This window comes from Bacillus cereus group sp. BfR-BA-01430 (assembly GCF_022663115.1).
Classification (GTDB): domain Bacteria; phylum Bacillota; class Bacilli; order Bacillales; family Bacillaceae_G; genus Bacillus_A; species Bacillus_A cereus_BD.
This window is the reverse complement of record NZ_JAKUEW010000023.1, coordinates 1-16,932: the sequence shown is the minus strand read 5'-3', so window position 1 is coordinate 16,932 and position 16,932 is coordinate 1. Positions and strand designations below refer to the sequence as shown.

Here is a 16,932-nt window from a genome sequence, read left to right as displayed (position 1 = left end):
TTATTTCTTAAGTCTCTCGATAAAATCATGTAATTTATCTAAAGAAGTCATATTTTGATTACACGCTATACTATCTTGACAAATATAATTTCCCTTTTTAACAAACGTTCCTGGTACATCTCCTTTTATTTCAACTAAAAACATACCTACCTCTTCATGCCCATGACATAGTGCACAAATCCCTTTTTTATTTGTACTTTGAAACGTCCCATGAACGCCAACTAATTTATTATTCTTTTTTGCTATAATAAACCTTTTTCCCGTTCCCTTATCAGTCCAACCTAAATATGACATTTCTTTCATGTTTACTTCTTCCATTTCAGGAAGCTTTAATTTTTTCACTTTAGGAAATAATTTTTTTAATGCTTGTGGGGTAACTTCTTGAAATGGTATAACATACGGATTCAATTTAAGCAAAAATGCTTCCGCATCTTCTCTATTTTCAACTGTCAAAATTGTTTCAACTAATTCTTTCTGTTCACTATTTAAATTTTCAAAGGCGTGTAATACTTTTTCAATTGCAAGGGATTTCAAAGCCGTAATGACCCCTCTATCGTTTGCTGTTGCGTGTCCATGCACAAGAATATGAGTTTGTGATTTTATAAAATTATATTGATCACTTCTAATAAATGCTTCCATCATTATCACTCCATACAAATTATCAATCTGTTTTTATTGTATATAATACCTTTCTTTTATAAAATACCAAAAATAATTCATAAACAAACTATACATAAAAAAGCACTGATTATTTCAAAAGAATAATCAGTGCTTTTTACTATGATTTGGAATACACAATTTTTTTTATTGTTTCTACAGAAAGAAAATATTCTTCTGCTAATTGATAGATAGAAATTCCGTTTTCAAAAGCTTCTTTTATCTTTCGATTTCGCATATCGATTTGTTTTCTTCCCCCAGATCGTGTCCCCCATTTATAATGTTCAGTTTCTTGTTTTGGAATGTAAATTGTTTCACCCTGTACATATTTTTGAATTTCTGCAATTAAACTTTCTGGTAAAACAGCTGTCGCTTTTACGTATCCCATGTTTGCTCGCCCCTTATTTCGTATGATTCATTTCAATAAGGGCAAAGCCAAATACAAAAATATACGAGCTCAATTTGGCGATTGTATATACATTGTCTACCTCACGCAAAGTATCGCCATTTCCATACTTGGCTTTGCATGAGACGCTGCAGTGTCCGGCAATTGTATCATAATCACCATAAAAACACCTCCAATATACCATTTATGGTCTCATTATATGATATTTTTTTCCTTCTTGCATCTTTATATATTTGCCTCTTATGATTTGGAACTTATAAGCTTATGAACTCACGAACATACCAATTGTTTAGCCTGTTAACATAGCAATCACAATAAACAAATTACAAACAAAATGATTTGATGACGAAAAAGCCCTAGCAGAATATTCCGCTAGGACCTTTTTTAAATCACTCCAATTACATTTAAAAATACAATAATAATAGCAATTGGTGCAATATAACGAAGTAAGAATAACCATATTATGAATAATGTATATCCTTTATGTTTACTTACACCAAGCTCTCTCATTAATACATCTTTCTTCATTTTTAATGGAACGAATATAGAAACTAACAATACACCAAGCGGCATGAGTACATTACTTACTGCAAAGTCTGCTAAATCGAAAACTGTCTTTCCAAAAACTTTAACATCACTTAATACACCGTATGATAATGCCGATGGAATACCTACTACAAAAATCAATAATCCTACAATGATTGCAAACTTTTCGCGTCTTCCATTTCCTTTTGCTGTTAAAGATGCAACGCTAATTTCTAACATAGAAATGGCTGACGTAACTGTTGCAAAGAAGAATAGTAATAAGAAAATAACGAAGAATACTTTTCCGAACGCCATTTTACTGAAAATAGCAGGTAATACGATAAATAATAATCCTGGTCCTTGTGACGGTTCCATTCCAAATGCGAATACAACTGGGAAAATAGCAAGTCCTGCAAGCAATGTAATAATAAGTGTTAATCCTACAATTGAAAATGCCGAACGCGGTAGACTTTCTTCCTTCGGTAAGTATGAACTATACGTTACCATTACTGCTACGCCAACAGATAATGAAAAGAACGATTGGCCCATTGCATATAAAATAACTTCCGATGTCACATTTGAGAAATCTGGTTGCAGGAAGAAACGAACTCCTTCTCCAGCTCCCTCTAATGTAAGAGCACGAATAATTAATATAAAGAATAAAACAAAGAGCGCAGGCATAAAATATTTATTTACTTTTTCCACACCGTTTTGTACACCTTTGCTTACAATGAAAATGGTCATAAGAATAAATAATAACTGTGATCCAACTGCTAAATAAGGATTGGAAATGATTTCACCAAATGTTGCTTCATATGCGCCATTTCCTTCCCATAACCTTCCTGTAACTGCATTCCATAAATATAATAAAATCCAACCACCTACTACACTATAGAATGAAAGTAATATGAAACATGTTACAACACCTAATTTACCTAACCATGGCCATAATGTTTTAGGAGCAATTTGTCTATATGCATCAACGGCTTCTTTTTGTGTACTCCTCCCAATTACAAATTCAGCTAATAAGAGTGGTAAACCAATTAATAATGTAAAACCGATAAAAATAAGAAAAAATGCTCCGCCGCCTCCAATTCCGGCCATATAAGGGAACTTCCAAATTGCCCCAAGGCCAATTGCTGAACCTGCAGCAGCTAATACGAAACCTAATTTCGATGTCCATTGCTGTGAATTCATATTGTAATCTCCTCTCTGTTTCTCTTTATTCATTGCGTTCTAACATTAGCTATTTCTAGTAGAATCTCCTCCTCTTTAAATAAAAAACATCCCTACGCATTTGCGTAGGGACGATTAAAATATCGCGGTACCACCCTAGTTATGAAGACACAACGACAGTAGACCTTAAATAAAAAACGCCCCTACGTAAATACGTAGGGACGATATATATCGCGGTACCACCCTAGTTGTGAAAAAACTCTTCACCACTTTATTTAATAACGGTATTCACTACCGTCTTTCATTTCCTCACAATGTGAGATTTATGAAAGATGCTCCAGGACGAACTTCATGAATAATCTATATACTGATTCACACCAACCATCAGCTCTCTGAAATAGGAAGATTTTCACTACTATAACCTTTCATTGCCCAAATATGATGTTTCCGAATTGATTAATATCATTTTTATCATATATTCAAAATAGTGTCAACTAATTTTTTCTGAATTTTTATGTATAATCTATCTACTTTTTGTTGTGAAAATTCAAAATATGAATTTTCTATGAATCATATTCCAACAGTGAGATTTATACTTTATTAAATACTGTGACGGGTTTATAGTAATATAGATGGTTGCATGAGAGCAAAAGTGGGAGGAAAATGTTTTGTCTACTTCAAAAGTGTTAAAAGGAACTGCTTTATTAAGCGGGGCCACAATGATTTCACGTATTTTAGGATTTATCTATTTCTTCCCCTTTCAATTATTAGTTGGTACACAAGGGGTTGCTTTATATGGATATGCATATTCTTGGTACGGTATCTTACTTAGTTTTTCAACAGCCGGCATTCCAATTGCCGTATCAAAATTTGTTGCAAAATATAATGCACTAGGTGATTATAGTACAAGTAAAAAACTCTATAACTCCAGTGTAAAATTGATGCTATTGATGGGATTTGCTGGTTTTTTCATTTTATTTATCGGTGCGCCTTACATATCACAATTTATCATCCGTTCAAAAGCGCCCGATCCAAAGTTTATTGCTGACGTAACACTTACAATGCGGGCGCTCAGCTTTGCGCTTATTATTGTACCAGCAATGAGTGTTACACGCGGTTATTTTCAAGGCTTCCAGCATATGAAACCAAGCGCCGTATCACAAGTTGTAGAACAAATTGCACGTGTTGTTTTCATTTTAGCTGGTAGTTTCGTTGTTACAAAGTTACTAGGTGGCTCTGTCGCTTCTTCTGTAGCAGTCGCTACATTCGGCGCTGCGGTCGGAGCGATTGCTAGCGTTTCGATTTTAATCATGTATTGGAAAAAATACAATCACCTAAAACCACCTAAAGGTGAGCTTAAATCAAGGGCATCTACTCTTCCATTAAAAAATATCTATATGGAATTACTTCGTTATGCAATTCCCATCGTATTTGTCGGCATCGCTATTCCACTTTATACATTAGTCGATCAATATACAGTTGCTGACGCTTTAAGAGCCCTTGGCGAACCATTAAAAACAGCAAATGCTGTTTTCGCTTATATAACGAACTATGCTCAAAAATTAATTATGATTCCAGCTTCCCTTGCAACTGGATTTTCATTAACAATTATTCCAGCTATAACAAAATCATTTACAAGTGGAAAACGAGAAGAATTACAAGAACAAATTACAAAGATATTCCAAGTATTATTATTTTTCACCATTCCAGCGGCATTCGGCCTAGCTAGTATTGCTTATGATGCATTCCGCATGGTTTACGTGAGCCACGATATCGCAGTAGGCGGTTCACAATACTTAATTTCCTATGCACCATCAGCTGTACTAAGCGCGATTTTTACCGTTTCAGCAGCTATTTTACAAGGAATTGATTATCAACGAAAAACAATGATTGCTTTCTCAGTAGGCATTCTTGTAAAACTGATTATCAACACTCCTCTTCTATATGTATTAGGCGGCCATGGCGCTGTACTTGGAACCATTCTCGGGTATCTCGTTTCAGATGCCATTATGTTATACTGTATCGTTAAATTTACAAAGATTGATATAAAAGAGACTGTAAAAACAGTATGTCTTATTCTTATTTATTCTAGTGCAATGTCCGCTATTGTCATAGCATTAAAAGCGATGATCGGATGGTTCATACCTGGACAACCTTACATTGAATCATTACTTATCGTAATCATATGCGGCGTAGCCGGCGGATTCGTCTATCTTTTATTTGTATTAACAAGCGGACTTGCTTCGCGCATTCTCGGTAATCGTATTCAACGATTACCGCTACTAGGAAAATTTATAAAATAAAAATAAGAGATGTAACTGTATAAATTGTTACATCTCTTATTTTTCTACTTTGCGTGCTCTCACAATATGTTATTCAAACAATCCCATACTTAAATACCGTTCACCTGTATCAGGTGCAATACACAATACCTTCTTACCCACACCTAATCGCTTCGCAATCATAATTGCAGCATACACGGAAGCCCCTGAAGATGGCCCTACTAATAATCCTTCTTGTTTTGCTAAATTTCTCATCGTACTTAGCGCTTCTTCATCTGCAATTTGAATAATTTCGTTATATATTTCTGTATTTAAGTTTTTTGGAATAAATCCCGGACTTGTTCCAACTAGTTTATGAGGACCTGGTACACCACCAGATAAAACAGGCGATCCTTTCGGTTCAACTACTGCAATATATAAATTAGCTAGTTTCTCTTTCAACGTTTCCCCAGTCCCTGTCATTGTTCCACCTGTTCCAGCAGTCGCTACAAAAGCATCTAACTTCCCATCCATTTGTTCATAAATTTCAAGTGCTGTTGTATAGCGATGAATATTTGGGTTTGCTGGATTTTCAAATTGCTGTGGGATAAAGCTATTCGGTATTTGTTTTTGTAGTTCTATCGCTTTTGCAATTGCACCTGGCATTCTTTGTTCTGCCGGTGTCAAAACAACTTCTGCACCATATGCTTTTAACAGATTAATTCGTTCTTTTGACATATTATCCGGCATAATTAAAATCACTTTATATCCTTTCGCCGCTGCATTCATCGCTAAACCAATTCCCGTATTCCCACTTGTCGGTTCAATAATCGTATCTCCCGGCTGAATAAAACCTTGCTCCTCTGCAACATGAATTAAATGATAAGCTGCACGATCTTTCACACTGCGAGATGGATTAAACATCTCTAACTTTACATATACATCCGCCGCATCTTTCGGAACAAATTTAGATAATCGTACGACAGGTGTATCCCCTATTAATTCTGTAACATTTTTGCATAGTTTCATAGCGCATCCCCTATTCTATACAGATTTTTTATCACTCGGCAGTAACCAGGAAGTAAGTCCCATTAATGGTAAACAACTACACAATACCATAATGAACTGTAGACTATATATATCAGCTAATTTCCCAAGAACGACAGCACCTAGCGCTCCAAGTCCAAATGCAAGACCGACAATTAGTCCTGATACCATCCCTACTTTCCCTGGCACAAGTTCTTGTGCATATACAACAATTACACTAAAGCTACTGGAACTAATGAAACCAATACATAAAAATAATGGCACAACCCATAAAAGAGAAACATGCGGTAATAAAAGTGCAAGCGGCGCAGAACCTAGCATGGAAAATACGATAATATTTTTCTTACCAAATCGATCTGCGAGTGGTCCTCCAAAAAATGTTCCAAGTACACCGGCAATCATAAAGGCAAATACAAAATATTGCGCATTCTTTATCGATAAACCATAATGCTCAATCAAATAAAATTGATAGAAGTTACCAATACCAGCTCCATACCACGAACGAACAAATGTTAAAAAGACAAGGAGAACGATAACAAATTTAATATGCGTACTTACAATTGCATTTTCAGCCTCAAGTGCAGCCCGTTTCTTTCTTTTTACAGCACCGTTCACCAACTCATTTTTATACCACTTTGACACATACATTAATAATAGAATCCCTACTGCTGCAAAAGCCGTAAACCCAAGCGAACCTTTTTGACCAAGAGGAACGAAAATTAACGCTGTAAAAATGGGGGCAAGTGAATTCCCAGTATTTCCTCCTACTTGATAAATCGCTTGTGCTAACCCACGCTTCGCACCAGATGCCATATACGCAACGCGGGCTCCTTCTGGATGAAAGACTGCTGAACCTAATCCGATAAATAAAACAGAAATAATAACAATAATAAAGTTTGGTGCAAATGCAAGTCCAATCATCCCAAGCATGCTTGCAAACATACCAAGCGGTAGTAAAAATGGTGATGGTTTCTTATCCGAATACATCCCAAACACCGGTTGCATAATAGATGACGTCATATTTAGCGCAAACGCAATCCACCCTACTTGCATATAAGATAAATTCATCGTTTTTTCTAAAATAGGAAACAATGCCGGCACAACAGCTTGCATAGAATCATTCAAAAAGTGACCGAAACTAATTGCAAATAAAATGCGATATATCGTTGGCGTCGTCACTGTATTTTCTTTTGAAATTGCCTGCATATTTGAATTTCTCCCTCCTTACAAAATATATTTTTCATGCAGGTATCATCACTTCTGACTTTTAAAACATTTCTATTTTATACTGGTTTTAGCTCTTTTTCCAACAATACAACTTTCCACAAAATACATTTTTCACATAAACTTTATTGGTTTTAATTATAGAAATTTTCTTTATCTTCTTTTATACTAAATCAAAGATAAAAATAAGGATGAAAGCAATGAATAAAAAACAAAGGGCGACGGCAAAAAAAGAAACAAACCTGCAAAATGTTTCTCTTTCCATCATATCAACTAATGAATCAAACGATAAAAAAATAAGTGAATACTTAAAAGGCGAATTAGAGAAAATCTACCTAGTTTAAAAATCACACTAAATCCACTTCCAGTAAAAACATTTTTAAAACGTGAAGGATATGGAGACTTTGAAATTTCACTTTCTACTTTGGGACCAGATTACCCTGACCCGACAACATTTTTAAATATGTTCGTAACAGATGGCCCTTTCAACAAAATGAACTATTCAAACAAATAATATGACGAATTAATGGAAAAAGCTATTTCTTCTTTAGCAACTGATTTACCAGCACGTTGGAAAGCGTTCCAAGATGCTGAGAAAATTCTAGTTGAAGATGATGCAGCAATTGCTCCAATCTTCCAAGCAGGGCTTATTTACTTGGAACGTCCAAGCGTAAAATGTGTTGTCGTTCGTCCATTTGCACGTATATATTCTTATAAATAGACGTATATGACAGAGTAAAAAGAGATTCTGGCATATATAACTTTTCCTCTATCCTTTTACTTATAAAAAGTACATCACTCCTGAATCATGATGTACTTTTATGTTTGAATATATGTTTCACTTATTCAGCCGCATCCAACTTTCGTTTTTCTTGTAACAGTTTTTCAAATTCCCTTTCTAATTCTTCGGACGGTTCAATGCTTAACCGACTTAGCACTTCTGATAATTTCGTTTCCAATAAAAGACGTGTATCTTTTTTACGGTCTTGAGCTTGTTGTACTTGAGTTCGTTTATATTGTTGATAAGTTCCTTCAAACAGTTCGATCTCTTGATTATGAATGGCTAAAATTCGTGTCGCGATATTTGCAATAAAGCGGCGATCATGTGAAACAAAGATTACACTCCCTTCGTATTCTTTTAGAAGAGATTCCAATGCCTCAACAGCTGTCATATCAAGAAAATTTGTCGGTTCATCCAAAATTAAAGTATTTATATCACTTAAAAATAGCTTTGTTAATGCCACTTTTACTCGTTCTCCACCACTTAAAACCTCTACAAGCTTATAAACATCCTCTCTAAAGAAATGCATTCTTGCAAGAACTGTTCGAATCAGCGTTTCATTCTGTTCGGAAGAAGACTGAACATTTTCGATAATCGATTTTTTCGGATCTAATATGTTTAAATTTTGACTAAAATAGCCAACTTTTACAGCAGGAGAAAGTCTAATCCCATACTCTTGATTTATAATTCGTTTTACAAGTGTTGTTTTCCCGCTCCCATTTGCACCGATAATTGCTAATTTATCACCACCTCGAATATGAAAGCTTGCTGTTTTCCATAGCACACGTTTCCCAACTTTACCTATTCCATCATTCACTTGCAAAATAATCCGATTTTTAAACGTTTCCGCATTCGGTAAATCCATCTTAAGCGGTGGAAGCTCTTTTACTTTTTCTACCTTTTCAAGTTTTTCTAACCTTGTTTTCATAGCGGCTGCTGTTTTTTGTAACTTCTTTTGTTTTTTTGCAAAGTACGGCTTTGTAACTTTCGGTTCTAACTTTCCTTCTTTCTTTGGAGTCTTTGTTGCTCGTTCCGCCTTTTTCTCTTTCAGCTTTACTGCTTCTTCCAACTGCTTTTTCTTTTTTTCATATTTTTCATATGCTAATTGTTCTTGTTGGCGCTCTATTTCTTTTTGTTTTACATATTCGCTATAGTTACCTGTATATTCTTTTATTTTCCCTTCATCCAATTCCCATATCGTTGTGCAAAGAGCATCTAAAAACGCACGATCATGTGAAATGATAATAAATGCCCCTTGCCAATTTCCAAGCTTCTTCTCTAGCCATTCGATATGCTCTGTATCAAGATTTGTCGTTGGTTCATCGGCAAGTAAAAGCTCCGGATCTTTCAGAAGAGCTTTCTGAATATATTCTTGCGTCACTTCACCACCGCTTTTTGTTGTATCTGTTTGTTTCAGCTGCGGTAAAAGTTCGCACCTCGCACGCTGAACAACACTCCCTTCTTCCGGAGCAATTTCTCTAGCTAATATTTGAAATAACGTCGTTTTTCCGCTTCCATTTCTACCAACTAACCCAATTCGAGCATTTTGATGAATTTGCAACTGATCTATATCAAGTAACAAGCGATCTTGTATATAGTACTTTATATGATTGACTTCTAATAAAAACATACTACCATCTCCTCTTATCTCATTTAGGAGACAAAAAATGCCCCCTATATCCATTCAGAATAGGAGGCATAAATCATATATAGGTGTACACAAAAAGAGAAAACCATATTCTCTTTGGTCCAACTATAGAAGTCCATCCTATTCTGAAAAACGCAAATTGAAGGCATCACAAATAACCGCGTAATGGTCTTTTAAAAATAGCCTTCAATTGTTTGCTTTCGTAAATAGGATTAGTACTTCATGTAATTGGGTCACCCTTCCGTTCTTTCCATTTTATTCACACTACTTTTAGTATAAGTGAATATTTGAAATATATTCAATATGTTTTATTTCAAATGACAAAACGCTTATATTTCTCAAAATCACTAATCTTGCATTCCAGCGAAAGTTTCGTACCTTCATTTTCATAACTCGTACATATAACATGTGCATACTCATTGAAATAAGAAACAATTTGTCCTTGATCATACGGGATTAACATTTCGCACTTTGTATATTCTGTATAAATGTGTGAACGAATCATTTCGACTAATTCTTCCATGCCAATTTGTTTCTTCGCAGATAAATAAACACGATCTTCCTTCGTTTTTGGAATTTCCACATCCATCATGTCTGATTTATTATATGCATAAATTGTCGGGATGTTTTCAACTCCAATTTGTTTTAATGTGTGATTCGTAATTTCAATTAATTGCTCATAATTTGGATTCGAATAATCGACAACATGAATGAGTAAGTCTGCTTCTGCTACTTCTTCTAACGTTGAACGAAATGCCTTTACAAGATGGTGTGGTAACTTACTTACAAATCCAACTGTATCTGTTAACAAAAATGATTTATTATCCGGAAGCTCAATATTTCGGACAGATGTTTCTAATGTCGCAAATAACATATCCTTTTCAAATACTTGCTTCTCTACAGTTCCATTAAAGATTTCAAGCATTGCATTCATCATCGTAGATTTCCCTGCGTTTGTATATCCTACTAACGCTACAACGGGAATTTCATTTTTCTTTCGTTGTTTTCGCTGCGTTTTACGCTGTGCAACAAGTGCTTCTAATTCTTTATTTAACGCTGAAATTTGCTCCTCAATTTTTCGGCGATCTAATTCCAACTTTTTCTCACCGACACCTTTATTTTTCGTACCAACACCGCCGCTTTGTCTTCCTAGCGATTCGCGAAGGCCGATTAAACGGGGCATCATATATTGAAGATGGGCTACCTCTACTTGTAACTGTGCTTCTTTCGTTTTCGCACGCTGTGCAAAAATATCTAAAATTAAAATCGTACGATCGATAACTTTACAGTCTAAATCTTCTTCTAAATTTCGAATTTGCGAAGGGGATAGCTCATCATTGAAAATAACAATATTCGCATCCATTTCCTTCACATAGGCTGCTACTTCTTCAATCTTTCCTGTTCCAATATAATGGGAAGGATTTACACGTTGTAAATTTTGTGTAACTTGCCCGACAACTTCCACATCACATGCTTCTGCGAGGTTTGCTAATTCCTCCATTGAATATTGAAAATCGCTTTCGTTCCCTAAATTTACACCAACTAATATTGCTCTTTGTACAAATTCTTCCATACATGTTCCTCCATTTCGATTACGCAAACTAAAAAACACAGGCCACTGCCTGCGTTTTCATAAACGGACAAGGATACACGACAAATAGAAGAACATCGTGCTTCTTCTAAATTCCATGCGCAAAAATCCCCAAATGATATACGTATCCAATATGTATACATATACCCAATCATTCTATTTATAAAGGTAAAACAAAAAGAGGGCGTATTCGTCCCTCCCTCTTTTTCACATATGCGTTTCATAAAGGGTTCCTTTAAAATAGGCAGACCAATCCCGTTCACTCCGTACACAGACAGAGCCTTTGAGCGCTATTCAATTATCGGCACAAAGTATTGAGACGTAATCTGATAAAAATCAAAGGAGACCCCTCCGTTCATTTAAATTTACATAAATTTTAGCATAATTCTATCGTTTCCACAAGAATTATCTCTATATTGGCGTAAAAAACATTTTTGTGTTTCACGCGCATCTTTTATCATGACAAAATTCTTCCGTCCTATTTCACACTTATATCTTTCACAACTTCAAATTCCTCTTGCTTTTCCTCTTTTATTTCATAGTAATAAGAAGGCAGTTCTATACCATGTTCTAAAAAATAATCCTCAATTAATGAAATCATTACTTTTAATGTTTTCACACGTGCATATAATTTATTGTTACTAGCGATAATATGCCACTCCGCATTTGGTTGATTTGTTTTTTCAAACATTTCTTCCGTTGCTTCCACATACTCCTCCCACTTTTCACGATTACGCCAATCTTCATCTGTAATTTTCCATCTTTTAAGAGGATTGTTCTCTCTCTCCTTAAATCGCTTTAACTGTTCATCTTTACTAATATGATAAAAGAACTTTCCAACAATGTAATGATCATCCGTTAATAACTTCTCAAAGTCATTGATTTCATCATATGCTCTTGCCCACTCTTCCTGTGTGGCAAACCCTTCCACACGCTCAACTAAAACACGACCGTACCAAGAACGATCAAAAATTGCAATTTGTCCATACTGAGGAATTTTCCGCCAAAATCGTTGCAAATAATGATATCGTTTTTCATGAGGAGCAGGTGCAGCAATAGGTTTCACTTGAAATCCACGCGGATCAAGATGTTCGGTCACTCGCTTAATTGCTCCGCCCTTACCAGCCGCATCCCAGCCTTCCATAACCATAATAACAGCTACTTTTTCTTCTTTTAAAATCTGCTGTAATGCCAATAAATGCCTTTGATATTTTTCAAGTTTCTTATTGTACTTCGATTTTGAATCAATTTTTTTCGTTAAATCTATGTTAGCAAGCCACTCTTTTTTCATACAATGTTTCCCCCTCTTTATGCAATAGTATTATTTTACCATAATTTTAATTATTTTTATTATTATATAAAAAATAACATTCACTATATTTTTATATAAAATATAGTGAATGTTATAATTTTAATTATTATCGATTATCCCCAATACTACTTCCAATTCCTTTCTACTCATGACATTGCTCACACAAAATTTTTTTGCCGCTTTGATTAATATTTGATCCAATACTCCAACTAACATTCGTGAGTGACTTGAGCCTTGAAAGTTTCAAAGATTTCTTTTTCTCATCCTAACTCATATTCTCCACTTCAATCTAATCCCTTCAATGCCCTCACTGAGACTAGACAAGTTTCTTCATTTACCATTTTTACCTCTCTCTTTTTTTTATCAACTAACTGAATATTATTCTTATTTATTACATAAGACTTGTGACATCTATAAAAACAATCACTTATTTTTTCAACTTCTTTCATTGAGCCATAAAACTCTAACTGAGAATTTTCTAAATGTAGAATTATTTTGTGTGGAACAGCAGAAGATTCAAAAAACATAATATCTGAGTAATAAATAGATCGAACTTTATCACCAATTTTCACCTTAAAAATTTCTTTTTTAGGATTTTTATCACTCAAATATCTTTTATGAGCTATTTTTACGCAATCCTGGACTTTTCTCTGTATCTCTTCTGGCCTATCTTTAATAATATAATCCATAGCTTCAATTTTATAAGTGAATGTTAAAAAAGATAGCTCACCGTGTGTTGTTACAAAGACGATCTTGCCAAGATCATCTAAATCTCTAATTTCAGCAGCTAATTCCAATCCTGAAATTTTAGCTTGTAAATCAACATCTAAAAAGTACAAACCAGTTGTTTTAGGATGACTCTTTAAGTACTCAAGTATCTCAAATGGATCTTGAGTCGAAAGTACTAATTCCATATCTAAATCTTCTATTATAATATAATTTTTTATATACGTTTCAATTCTTTCACGTTGTGCTATATCATCTTCACATATAAACACTGATAACATATTTTTATCCCTCCAAGGTAATAACTAACTTTTGTACAAAATTCCTATTCTTAATAATTGTCTCTGAAACTACATTTGGACACTTTTGAATCAACTCTGTTAAATTACTTAACCCAAGTCCTCTATTTTCCCCTTTAGTTGAAAAACCTTGTTCTTTAAGCTTGTGAACTCTCGGAACATCTTCTCTACAAGTATTTTGTATAATCACCATTAATGAACTTTTGTCCTTTACCATGCCAACCCATAAATTTCCATAACCTAAATATTTAAGTTCATCAATTGCATTATCCATTAATATACCTATTGCTCTAACTAGAATTACTGAATCTACCGGTATATGATCAATATCCTCATTTGCTTCGAATGTTGCATCAATATTTAATTCTTGAGCCTTAATTAGTTTTGCTGAAAGAACACTTTTTATTTCTTTCACTTTAATCCTTCTTAAATTTTCCAATTTAAAATTATTACTATTTATATGTTCTGAAGCGGTTCTTATCTTTTCTATATAATAAGTTTTAAGTCCATCGTAATCATCTTCATCAATGAAACCATCTAAAGAAGATAAAATATTTTGATAATCATGCCTGAATTTTCGCATCTCTGTATATTGCTTTTCTATTTCATTCGTATAATGTTGCATATTTTCATATTCCATTACTTTTTGTTGCGCATCATATGTTTTCTTCAACGATTCAGAATATACGTAAAAAATAGTCAGCGATATCAATAAATACAAAATAAAGAATACAAAGTTTAATTTAATTAGTTCTATACTATTACCTAAATGATTACCTAAATATATACAAGTATAATAAGCAAATACAGTCAGTACTCCCATTATTCCAACAAAAATCCCTATCTTTGAATCATTCGGATTTTTCTGTTTAAAGTATTTTTTAATATATAGCACTAATTTACATATTAGTATCGCAATCACATATGTCATAGCTATATGTATAAGAATTGTATATTGACTAATATCAAAATTAATAATGGTGTAAAAACTTTCTATTGTCGTAGCTAAATGATCACTTAGAATAAAAATTATTATTGCATATGAAGCAACTATAGCAGTTTCAACTATATTTCTTTTAAAATAGTATTGAATTAAAAATACGGAAATGACCATTAAAATTGACGCATATATATTTAAAACTAGATAAGATATTCCAACTAACAAACCACAAGTAATAGTAAAAAATAATTCTTTCATAGACATACAATATATTTCTGTAATTATCTTCGAATTCATAATCACACAAGTATATTGTAAAAACACAACTAGCATTGTTACCATAGCTATTCCCCTTAAATTGTAGAATAACCATATTATAACATTTAAATTTCTTTAACTCTATAAAAATTCTTTTGGTAATTCTGGTTCATACCCAATCCCTATACAACATTGATTAATATTTAAACCTCCAAACTTTAAACATATTCTAAATAACATTCTTTTCATTCTAAATATTCCTCCCGCCATTTCACTACATTTTTTTAATCTATTAACTCTTTTGGTAATTTTGGTTCATATCCAATCCCTATACAACATTGATTAATATTTAAACCTCCAAATTTTAAACATAATTTAATTAGATAGTCCCTTAACATACTACCCCTCCATTTTATATAATTATACGTAATCTCCAGTTAATAATTTATATGTCGTTGGCAATAACATGACACATGCCGTAAAGCTTCCTATCGCAATTAAATTAGCAATTAATAAAGATGATGATAATACTACAACAACTAGTATGAACAAATTCATCTTTAATGCTTTCATTTTCAAATTTCTGATTTTATCCATGTTTGTAATCGGATTCTTTTTTGTACCTGTAGGACCATATTTATACAGAATTAAAAAATTTAAAATTACTAAGGTGATTAATGTTAATTTTGTCATTTGCCCTCCCTCTACTATTAAGTATGGAATTCCAACTAATTGAAAACAACTTAATAATGTGCATTGAAAGCTAGTCTTAGCATGAGCACCATATGCATATGTTCTAATTAGCATAAAAGAAATATGAAAAATAATAACAGGAACTAAAATTTTTAAACATAATGCTATGAGATAAATCAGTGAGATTTTAGAAACATTAAGAAAGAAAACTTCAATCGCTAACTTGCATTTTAGATATTCAACTCTACTAATATCTTCATTTTTTATTAATATATGCAGAACTCTATGTGATACTTTTTCAGTTATTGAAATCGTTTTATGTAATTCATTTTCCATTTGTAATCACCTCTTGATCCCTATAATACATTAAGAATTGAATTTTCTGTAAATCAAATCATAAAATTGATTTTTTTCATCAGAATCGTTTTAATACTTTCTATTCTGATTCATAATCGTTGTTTTTTTTATCAAAATCGTTTTATATTCATTTTATATACATACAAATAAAAAAACTAAGAATAAAAATAGCATATTATGCCCTTTTATTCTTAGTTTATGCTTCTCTTATCTAGTTCTCCCATAACCAAATTCTCCCTCTATTACTAAACTAGTTTTTAGAGAATCACCTATAATCTGATCTTCTAGCGATTGAATTCTATTAACTTTAATATTATTCTGTTTAAATTTCAACTGTAAACTTCTCGATATTTTCTTAATTAATGCTAGATAATCATTGTTCATATTATCTATGAACATAATATATTGTTTATCTTCATTTAAGTCATTAAACATTAAATTCTTAAAGACTTTTACTTCCTTTTTATTATAAACTTTTACAAAAAGGTTATTATTATGGATAAACACCAAATTTAAATTGACATCATTCATTACTAAAGTTTTATTTTCATATTCATGTTCATTCAGTTCATTAAATGCTTCCAAAACAGAGCTTGTCTGTCTATTTGCTTTTTGTATCATATCTAATATTTCAAATCCAATTATTGTAAGAGGTTCACCTAACAATAATGTTTTTTCTATCAACTACAGAGACCTCCTTTGCCCTAAAAACAATACAACTCGTAAGTTTATTTAGTGAATGACACAAATTCCAACAATTTGATAGTAAATTTATAAACAAAAACATTTAATAATACCTAACTTAAATTACATATTTCAATAATAAAGAGGACAGCTTGAAGCTAAGAACTTTTTATAACACTGCCCTCTCTAAGACCCATCAAAATTTCTGTACTGTATCTATGCTTTACATTTATCTTCTTATGATGAACAACATGAACTTGAACCGCACGTTGAGCAGCCATTACTTGCCATTGATCCACTTGTTGCTGCTGTCTCTGGTAACGCTGTCGCTTCACTAATTTCTACAA

17 protein-coding genes, 1 pseudogene and 1 other annotated feature are annotated in these 16,932 nt (G+C 33.0%); of the genes and pseudogenes, 2 read left to right on the top strand and 16 right to left on the bottom strand.

What is annotated here, in order from left to right:
- The 4 genes from MR058_RS21565 to MR058_RS21550 all read right to left on the bottom strand — a co-directional run bounded on the left by MR058_RS21565 (position 1) and on the right by MR058_RS21550 (position 2,785).
- The gene (locus tag MR058_RS21565; RefSeq protein WP_242145782.1) at positions 1-639 is read right to left on the bottom strand and encodes a FusB/FusC family EF-G-binding protein; all 639 of its coding nucleotides are present in this window, start codon (positions 637-639) and stop codon (positions 1-3) included.
- Between the two features lie 139 nt (positions 640-778).
- Positions 779-1,045 carry a CD3324 family protein gene (locus MR058_RS21560; RefSeq protein ID WP_242145781.1) on the bottom strand — a complete coding sequence of 89 codons (267 nt, stop codon included), beginning with the start codon at positions 1,043-1,045 and terminating at the stop codon, positions 779-781.
- Between the two features lie 13 nt (positions 1,046-1,058).
- A complete protein-coding gene (locus tag MR058_RS21555; protein ID WP_242145780.1) occupies positions 1,059-1,247 on the bottom strand; it encodes a hypothetical protein in 189 nt (62 codons plus the stop codon).
- 200 nt (positions 1,248-1,447) lie between these two features.
- Positions 1,448-2,785, bottom strand: coding sequence for a sodium-dependent transporter (locus MR058_RS21550; RefSeq protein ID WP_242145779.1), 1,338 nt, complete (start codon positions 2,783-2,785; stop codon positions 1,448-1,450).
- 193 nt (positions 2,786-2,978) lie between these two features.
- Positions 2,979-3,202, bottom strand: a binding site (T-box leader).
- A gap of 230 nt (positions 3,203-3,432) precedes the next feature.
- Between MR058_RS21550 and MR058_RS21545 the strand changes: the two genes are divergently transcribed.
- Entirely contained in the window at positions 3,433-5,067 is a 1,635-nt protein-coding gene (locus MR058_RS21545) for a putative polysaccharide biosynthesis protein (protein WP_242145778.1), read from the top strand.
- A 69-nt stretch (positions 5,068-5,136) separates the two neighbouring features.
- On the opposite strand, the gene cysK is transcribed toward MR058_RS21545, so the two are convergent.
- Positions 5,137-6,054: a cysteine synthase A gene (gene cysK / locus MR058_RS21540; protein WP_242145777.1), complete on the bottom strand. Its 918-nt coding sequence runs from the start codon at positions 6,052-6,054 to the stop codon at positions 5,137-5,139.
- Between the two features lie 15 nt (positions 6,055-6,069).
- Positions 6,070-7,278 carry an MFS transporter gene (locus MR058_RS21535; RefSeq protein WP_242145776.1) on the bottom strand — a complete coding sequence of 403 codons (1,209 nt, stop codon included), beginning with the start codon at positions 7,276-7,278 and terminating at the stop codon, positions 6,070-6,072.
- A 236-nt stretch (positions 7,279-7,514) separates the two neighbouring features.
- Here MR058_RS21535 and MR058_RS23495 point away from each other — a divergent pair.
- Positions 7,515-8,017: pseudogene (locus tag MR058_RS23495) on the top strand (peptide ABC transporter substrate-binding protein); the annotation flags it as partial.
- Positions 8,018-8,138: 121 nt separating this feature from the next.
- Here the strand turns inward: MR058_RS23495 and MR058_RS21520 are convergent.
- From MR058_RS21520 to MR058_RS21485, 10 genes are all read right to left on the bottom strand, one after another.
- On the bottom strand, positions 8,139-9,707 hold the full coding sequence (locus tag MR058_RS21520) for a Vga family ABC-F type ribosomal protection protein (RefSeq protein WP_242145773.1): 1,569 nt from the start codon (positions 9,705-9,707) through the stop codon (positions 8,139-8,141).
- A gap of 331 nt (positions 9,708-10,038) precedes the next feature.
- Positions 10,039-11,298 carry a GTPase HflX gene (hflX, locus tag MR058_RS21515; protein WP_242145772.1) on the bottom strand — a complete coding sequence of 420 codons (1,260 nt, stop codon included), beginning with the start codon at positions 11,296-11,298 and terminating at the stop codon, positions 10,039-10,041.
- 496 nt (positions 11,299-11,794) lie between these two features.
- Positions 11,795-12,607 carry a polyphosphate kinase 2 family protein gene (locus tag MR058_RS21510; RefSeq protein ID WP_242145771.1) on the bottom strand — a complete coding sequence of 271 codons (813 nt, stop codon included), beginning with the start codon at positions 12,605-12,607 and terminating at the stop codon, positions 11,795-11,797.
- A gap of 305 nt (positions 12,608-12,912) precedes the next feature.
- Entirely contained in the window at positions 12,913-13,635 is a 723-nt protein-coding gene (locus MR058_RS21505) for a LytR/AlgR family response regulator transcription factor (protein ID WP_242145770.1), read from the bottom strand.
- Positions 13,636-13,639: 4 nt separating this feature from the next.
- On the bottom strand, positions 13,640-14,935 hold the full coding sequence (locus MR058_RS21500; protein WP_242145769.1) for a sensor histidine kinase: 1,296 nt from the start codon (positions 14,933-14,935) through the stop codon (positions 13,640-13,642).
- A gap of 57 nt (positions 14,936-14,992) precedes the next feature.
- Positions 14,993-15,091 carry a cyclic lactone autoinducer peptide gene (locus MR058_RS23770; RefSeq protein WP_396021463.1) on the bottom strand — a complete coding sequence of 33 codons (99 nt, stop codon included), beginning with the start codon at positions 15,089-15,091 and terminating at the stop codon, positions 14,993-14,995.
- A gap of 44 nt (positions 15,092-15,135) precedes the next feature.
- Complete coding sequence (locus MR058_RS23765) at positions 15,136-15,249, bottom strand: cyclic lactone autoinducer peptide (protein ID WP_396021462.1); 114 nt, start codon at positions 15,247-15,249, stop codon at positions 15,136-15,138.
- Positions 15,250-15,271: 22 nt separating this feature from the next.
- Complete coding sequence (locus MR058_RS21495; protein ID WP_242145768.1) at positions 15,272-15,880, bottom strand: accessory gene regulator B family protein; 609 nt, start codon at positions 15,878-15,880, stop codon at positions 15,272-15,274.
- Positions 15,881-16,108: 228 nt separating this feature from the next.
- A complete protein-coding gene (locus MR058_RS21490) occupies positions 16,109-16,585 on the bottom strand; it encodes a hypothetical protein (protein ID WP_242145767.1) in 477 nt (158 codons plus the stop codon).
- A 237-nt stretch (positions 16,586-16,822) separates the two neighbouring features.
- Positions 16,823-16,924 (bottom strand): thiopeptide-type bacteriocin, encoded by a 102-nt coding sequence (locus MR058_RS21485; protein ID WP_242136746.1) that lies wholly within the window; start codon positions 16,922-16,924, stop codon positions 16,823-16,825.
- Positions 16,925-16,932: the final 8 nt, after the last annotated feature.

What these genes read in the sequence shown, in the direction of transcription:
- MR058_RS21510 (WP_242145771.1), bottom strand. Translation starts at nt 12,607, where the DNA reads ATGAAAAAAGAGTGGCTTGCTAACATAGATTTAACGAAAAAAATTGAT.
- MR058_RS21565 (WP_242145782.1), bottom strand. Translation starts at nt 639, where the DNA reads ATGGAAGCATTTATTAGAAGTGATCAATATAATTTTATAAAATCACAA.
- cysK (WP_242145777.1), bottom strand. Translation starts at nt 6,054, where the DNA reads ATGAAACTATGCAAAAATGTTACAGAATTAATAGGGGATACACCTGTC.
- MR058_RS23765 (WP_396021462.1), bottom strand. Translation starts at nt 15,249, where the DNA reads ATGTTAAGGGACTATCTAATTAAATTATGTTTAAAATTTGGAGGTTTA.
- hflX (WP_242145772.1), bottom strand. Translation starts at nt 11,298, where the DNA reads ATGGAAGAATTTGTACAAAGAGCAATATTAGTTGGTGTAAATTTAGGG.
- MR058_RS21495 (WP_242145768.1), bottom strand. Translation starts at nt 15,880, where the DNA reads ATGGAAAATGAATTACATAAAACGATTTCAATAACTGAAAAAGTATCA.
- MR058_RS21500 (WP_242145769.1), bottom strand. Translation starts at nt 14,935, where the DNA reads ATGGTAACAATGCTAGTTGTGTTTTTACAATATACTTGTGTGATTATG.
- MR058_RS21555 (WP_242145780.1), bottom strand. Translation starts at nt 1,247, where the DNA reads ATGGTATATTGGAGGTGTTTTTATGGTGATTATGATACAATTGCCGGA.
- MR058_RS23770 (WP_396021463.1), bottom strand. Translation starts at nt 15,091, where the DNA reads ATGTTATTTAGAATATGTTTAAAGTTTGGAGGTTTAAATATTAATCAA.
- MR058_RS21505 (WP_242145770.1), bottom strand. Translation starts at nt 13,635, where the DNA reads ATGTTATCAGTGTTTATATGTGAAGATGATATAGCACAACGTGAAAGA.
- MR058_RS21520 (WP_242145773.1), bottom strand. Translation starts at nt 9,707, where the DNA reads ATGTTTTTATTAGAAGTCAATCATATAAAGTACTATATACAAGATCGC.
- MR058_RS21560 (WP_242145781.1), bottom strand. Translation starts at nt 1,045, where the DNA reads ATGGGATACGTAAAAGCGACAGCTGTTTTACCAGAAAGTTTAATTGCA.
- MR058_RS21535 (WP_242145776.1), bottom strand. Translation starts at nt 7,278, where the DNA reads ATGCAGGCAATTTCAAAAGAAAATACAGTGACGACGCCAACGATATAT.
- MR058_RS21550 (WP_242145779.1), bottom strand. Translation starts at nt 2,785, where the DNA reads ATGAATTCACAGCAATGGACATCGAAATTAGGTTTCGTATTAGCTGCT.